At 70.6% G+C, this 5,148-nt stretch carries 6 protein-coding genes and 1 pseudogene; 4 read left to right on the top strand and 3 right to left on the bottom strand.

Annotated features, from left to right (window positions below):
• A pseudogene (locus ACWF94_RS32820) lies at positions 1-140 on the bottom strand (electron transfer flavoprotein subunit beta); the annotation flags it as partial.
• Positions 141-341: 201 nt separating this feature from the next.
• Here ACWF94_RS32820 and ACWF94_RS32815 point away from each other — a divergent pair.
• The 3 genes from ACWF94_RS32815 (at position 342) to ACWF94_RS32805 (ending at position 2,513) form a co-directional block, all read left to right on the top strand.
• Positions 342-1,082, top strand: coding sequence for a TetR family transcriptional regulator (locus tag ACWF94_RS32815; RefSeq protein WP_453496902.1), 741 nt, complete (start codon positions 342-344; stop codon positions 1,080-1,082).
• A gap of 124 nt (positions 1,083-1,206) precedes the next feature.
• Positions 1,207-1,590: a zinc ribbon domain-containing protein gene (locus tag ACWF94_RS32810; RefSeq protein WP_453496899.1), complete on the top strand. Its 384-nt coding sequence runs from the start codon at positions 1,207-1,209 to the stop codon at positions 1,588-1,590.
• A gap of 62 nt (positions 1,591-1,652) precedes the next feature.
• Positions 1,653-2,513 (top strand): 3-hydroxybutyryl-CoA dehydrogenase, encoded by an 861-nt coding sequence (locus ACWF94_RS32805; RefSeq protein ID WP_453496896.1) that lies wholly within the window; start codon positions 1,653-1,655, stop codon positions 2,511-2,513.
• A 50-nt stretch (positions 2,514-2,563) separates the two neighbouring features.
• On the opposite strand, the gene ACWF94_RS32800 is transcribed toward ACWF94_RS32805, so the two are convergent.
• Positions 2,564-3,433: a class I SAM-dependent methyltransferase gene (locus ACWF94_RS32800; RefSeq protein ID WP_453496893.1), complete on the bottom strand. Its 870-nt coding sequence runs from the start codon at positions 3,431-3,433 to the stop codon at positions 2,564-2,566.
• 71 nt (positions 3,434-3,504) lie between these two features.
• Between ACWF94_RS32800 and ACWF94_RS32795 the strand changes: the two genes are divergently transcribed.
• Complete coding sequence (locus tag ACWF94_RS32795; protein ID WP_453496890.1) at positions 3,505-4,110, top strand: TetR/AcrR family transcriptional regulator; 606 nt, start codon at positions 3,505-3,507, stop codon at positions 4,108-4,110.
• A gap of 3 nt (positions 4,111-4,113) precedes the next feature.
• Here ACWF94_RS32795 and ACWF94_RS32790 read toward each other — a convergent pair whose 3' ends face one another.
• Positions 4,114-5,013 carry a F510_1955 family glycosylhydrolase gene (locus ACWF94_RS32790; protein ID WP_453496887.1) on the bottom strand — a complete coding sequence of 300 codons (900 nt, stop codon included), beginning with the start codon at positions 5,011-5,013 and terminating at the stop codon, positions 4,114-4,116.
• Positions 5,014-5,148 lie beyond the last annotated feature (135 nt).

The following is a 5,148-nucleotide window of genomic DNA, read 5'->3' as shown; positions in this document are numbered from 1 at the left end:
CCCTGCTCCACCGCATACTCATCCAACTCCGACAACAAACCGTCCACACCCACACGATCCACCGTCAAATCCTCCCCGAACCCCCGATCACCCGACGCATCCGGCACAAACTTCACACACACAACAACCCTCAAACTCACGCCAACACTCCTACTGATCACTGCATGGTTCACTCACCGTGCATACTCTGAAGCCGACGATATGGCACGGAGTACCCTCTGTAAAGGTACGTAGTGCCAATCGAGGCGTTCCGGTGTTACGTTCCCGGCATGACTGAGGTGCACAGACGACGCAAGGCGACCGGCGGCCCAGCGGCCCGCGACGCCGCTGCCAAAGTGCCGATGCGGGAGGTGCTCGCCGAGGCCGCGTTCCAGCTCTTCCTGGAGCGCGGCTTCGAGCAGACCACGGTGGACGACATCGTCGCGCGGGCAGGAGTCGGGCGCCGGTCGTTCTTCCGGTACTTCCCGTCCAAGGAAGACGCGGTCTTCCCCGACCATGAGCGCTGCCTGGCCGACATGACCGCGTTCCTCGCCGCGGAGGGCGCGGGGGATCCCGTGGGCGCCGTGTGCGACGCGGCCCGCCTGGTGCTGGGGATGTACGCCGCGAACCCCGAGTTCTCCGTACAGCGCTACCGCCTGACGCGGGAGGTGCCCGGGCTGCGCACCTACGAACTGTCGGTGGTGCGCCGGTACGAGCGCACCCTCGCGAGCTATCTCCGCGGCCGTTACGCGGGCAGCCCGGACGGTGCGCTGCGGGCCGAGGTGATCGCCGCTGCCGTGGTGGCGGCGCACAACAACGGGCTGCGCTCCTGGCTGCGTTCGGGGGGAGAGGACGATCCCGGGATCGCCGTCGACCATGCCCTCGCGCTCGTACGGGAGGTGTGGGGGAGCGGGCGGAAGGCGTCCGCGGGCCGGACCCGGCCGGGTGTGCGGGACTCCATGGCCGCCCCCCATCCGGACGGTTCCGCCGCCCGGGTCACCACGGACGCCGCCGGGGACGAGGTGATCGTCATGGTCGCCTCGAAGGGGGCTCCCCTGTGGCGGGTGGTGCAGAAGATCGAATCGGCTCTGGGGGACTCGTAGAGCCTGATTCTGGCACTCAGTACCTTTACGTCTCTGCACTCCGTGCCATATGGTGCCGATGCGTCGTCGCTGAGGCAGGCGCGGCGCATCCGAGCAGAGTGCGCAGAGTGCAGGGGGTCGAGACGTGTCCCAGACAGCAACCCACAGCGCGCCGACAGCGCCCGAGAAGTCCGGTCTGATCCACCAGCGTTGCCGCTGGTGCGGGACCGCCTCCTTCCGGCGGCTGCTGTGTCCGGTGTGCGCTTCGAGTGATCTGGAGGCCGTGCACACAGACGGCCACGGAGTCGTCGTCCGGTCGAGTGTGGTGCACCGCTACACGGGGTCGGCGCGCAATGAGTCGCTCATCCGCCTTCCCGAGGGTTTTGTGTTCCGCTGCCGTGTCATCGGTGCCGCGCCCCATCTCGTCTGGGTGGGCGCCCGGGTGCGCCCGGTTCCCGGCACCGACCCGGAGGCCGGCGAGGTCGTCTTCGAGCTGATCGACCCGGGCGGCCGTGCCGACTGGCAGTGACGGACGGGCGGCCGTACGTACCGTACGTACCGCCGGGCAGCCGCGAGAGAGGACAGGGAACCATGCGTGAGTTCAGCGGAGTCGGCATCGTGGGCTGCGGCCTGATGGGATCCGGAATCGCCGAGGTCTGCGCCAGGGCAGGACTCGACGTCCTGGTGGCGGAGCGCGAACCCCAGGCCCTGGCGGCGGGCCGGTCCCGGCTGACGGCCTCGCTCGACCGGGGGCTGCGCAGCGGGAAGTTCAGCGAGGCCGAGCGGGAAGCGGCGCTGGGGAGGCTGTCGTTCACCGTCGATCTCGCCGACTTCGCGGACCGCGAACTGGTCATCGAGGCGGTCGCCGAACACCGTGACGCGAAGACCGCGGTCTTCAAGGAACTCGACCGGGTGCTCGCGGGCGACGACGCGGTGATCGCCACCAACACCTCCTCGATCCCCATCATCGACCTGGCCGCCGTCACCGGCAGGCCCCAGCAGGTCGTGGGCGTCCACTTCTTCAACCCGGTACCGGTGCAGCGCCTGGTCGAGATCATCCCCACCCAGCTGACCGCGCCGTCCGTGACGGACCAGGTGACGGCGTTCGCCGAGGCAAGGCTCGGCAAGACCGTCGTCCGCGCCCGGGACCGGGCCGGATTCGTCGTCAACGCCCTCCTGGTCCCCTATCTGATCTCCGCCGTCAGAATGCTGGAGTCCGGGGTGGCGTCCGCCGAGGACATCGACAACGGCATGGTCCTCGGCTGCGCCCATCCCATGGGGCCGCTGCGGCTGCTCGACCTCATCGGTCTCGACACCGCGCTGCTGATCGCCGAGTCGATGTACGACGAGTTCAAGGAGCCGCTCTACGCGCCCCCGCCGCTCCTGCGCCGTATGGTCGCCGCGGGCTCTCTGGGCCGTAAGTCCGGCCGGGGCTTCCACACGTACTCCTGACCCGTACGCCCGTACGCCCGTACGCCACTACGTCCCTAGGCCGTACGCCCCTACGGGTGCCGACCCGGAGCGGGGGCAGGCGTGGCGGCGTCGGCCGGGACGGCACCGCTTCGGGCCGCGGTCACCGCCATCGTCGCGTAGCGCATCGTGAATACGCCTCCCACCGCGTCGACGGCGGCGCCGATGCCCGCCAGAACCTTCGCCGACTCGGCCGGCGGGAGCTGGTGGTGGCCGCCGGTAGTGGGCAGTTGGTCCAGCCACTCGTCCCGGGTGAAGGGCCGCTCCCAGTCGAAGCGCCACTGCTCCGGCTCGTCGAACGCGCCCGCCTCCCGGATGCCGTCGGCCGCCTTGGCGCACAGCGCCGCGTACCCGTCCGGGCCGGCTGTCCACGAGCGGGAAGCGAGCGAGTCGGGCAGGGCCCGGCGGTAGACCTCGGCGAAGGCTTCGGCCAGGTCCGGTGAAGGCCGGCCCGCGTTCCAGAACACCGCCAGCCGGCCGCCGGGCCGCAGGGCATCGGCCGCCTTCGCCGCGCCCAGGACCGGGTCCACCCAGTGCCAGGTCTGCCCGGAGACCACGGCATCGAATGTCCGGCGGGCGGGGTCCCAGGACTCAAACGCCGCCACCTCGACCTCAAGGCCGTGCCGTCGTGCCCAGGCGCCCATCCGGGCGTCGGCGTCGACCCCGAGCACCCGGCAGCCGGCCGCTCGGAACTGCCGGGCCGCGATGCCGGTCCCGATGCCGACATCGAGCAGGTCGGGCCCGGGACTGGCGGCCACGATCCGCTCCACCAGCGCGTCGGGATAGCGGGGTCTGGCCCGGTCGTAGCGTTCGGGGTCCGAGCCGAAGGACTCCGCCGTCCGGCGGGCTCGATGAGGCTCGGACGCGGCGGAATCCGCTCGTTCCGGCGGTATAATGGGCATGTGCCCACTGTAATGGGCGCTTGCCCACTCGTCTACCGGGGTGGGTCGGGCGAGGTGAGGGAGAACGCACGGTGCCGACAGGTGTGGCCATGCGCGACGCGCGCGAGCAACTGTTCGAAGCTGCCGAGCGCGTCCTGCTCAGAGATGGGCCGAGCGCGCTGACCAGCCGGGCGGTCACCACGGAGGCAGGGTGCGCCAAAGGCGTCCTGCACCGGCACTTCGCCGACTTCGACGCCTTCCTCGCCGACTTCGTCCTGGACCGCGTCGCGCGGATCGACCGTCAGGCCGCCGACCTGCGCGAATCCGCCGGGACCGGGACCGGGACCGTCGCCGGGAACCTCACCGGCGCGCTGATGACCCTGTTCGGGTCGGTCGCTGTGGCGATGGTCGGTCTCGTCACCTCCCGGGACGACCTGCGTGCCCGGTTGCGCCTGGCCAGGCCGACCGGCGTCCCCGTCCTGACGGACGCCGCGGCCATGCTCGCCTCCTATCTGACCGCCGAGCGGGAACGGGGCCGGGTCGCGGCGGACGCGGACATCGACACACTCGCTCCCACGCTGATCGGGGCCGTACACATGCTGTTCGCGGACCGGAAGGGCACCCCGCCGGCGGCCGGAGCCGTCCAGAAGGTTGTGACCACGGTTCTCGCCGGGGCCGGGCGGGTACCGCCGCCGTGACCGTCAGTGGCCGCCTCCGGAGGTGACGGCGAGACGCCTGGTGAAGGTCTTGCCGCCGTCCTTCGACTCGTAGACGCCCTCCTGGGTGGCGGCGACCAGACGCTCGGCGGTGATCGCGCTCACCGCCTGGGGAGCGCCGCCGGGCACGGTACCCGCCTCCCGCCAGCTCGCGCCGCCGTCGGCACTGCGGTTCAGCTTTCCGGCAGGATCGATGCCGTAGAGCGCGTCCGGCCCGGCCCAGGAGATGAAGGCCATGACCGGCTTCGCGCCGGGGCCGAACGTCCTGCCGCCGTCGGTGCTGGTGACGAGCCCCGACTCGGTGGTGGCGAGTACGGTGTCGGGGTCCTGGGGACTGACGGCGATGTCGAGCGCCGTGAGTTCCCCGCGCTTGTCCCACCGCACGCCGTCCTTGCTGACCCGCAGCAGACCGTTGGTGCTGTCGTAGCCGTAGACGGTGTCATGCGCGTACTCGATGGCATGGAAGTCGACCTCGCCGACGAGCGACTTGTCCTTCCAGGATTTCCCGGAGTCGGTGCTCTCGATGAGCCCGAGATTGCCGGGCGCGTCCCGGCCGGGGGCCGGATGCCCACTGGCGAGAAACGTTCCGCTCCCGGTGACGGTGAAGCCCATGAAGTCGTCCTTGCGGTCGCCGACGAGCCGTGGTGTGCCGTCCTTGTCCGGCGTGTACACGCCGTCATGGGTGGCGACATAGAGCTTGCCGTCGGCCGGGCCGATCCCGAGCCCGTGGATATGGCTGATGGAGTTTCCGGCCTTCCCGGCTGCCCCGCCGCCTTCCTTTCCACCTTCCTTTCCGCCCTCCTTTCCGTCGCCGTCGGAGCAGGCGGTGAGGGTGAACACCAGCGCGGCGGCCGATGCGGACAGGGCGAGATGACGCTTCTTCATGGGTTCCTGATCAGGTGTCTGGGGCCGTAGCGGCTCAGCTGTACGGGTCGGTCGGGTCGGGTCGGGTTGTACGACGGTGCTGTACGACGGCGTCGGGCGCGGGGAGCCGGTCGCCGCCGCGCTCGGGGTGAGTGC

It is taken from the genome of Streptomyces sp. NPDC055078, assembly GCF_053607985.1.
Note: the sequence above shows the minus strand (reverse complement) of the source record. Positions and strands in the feature narration are given on the sequence as shown.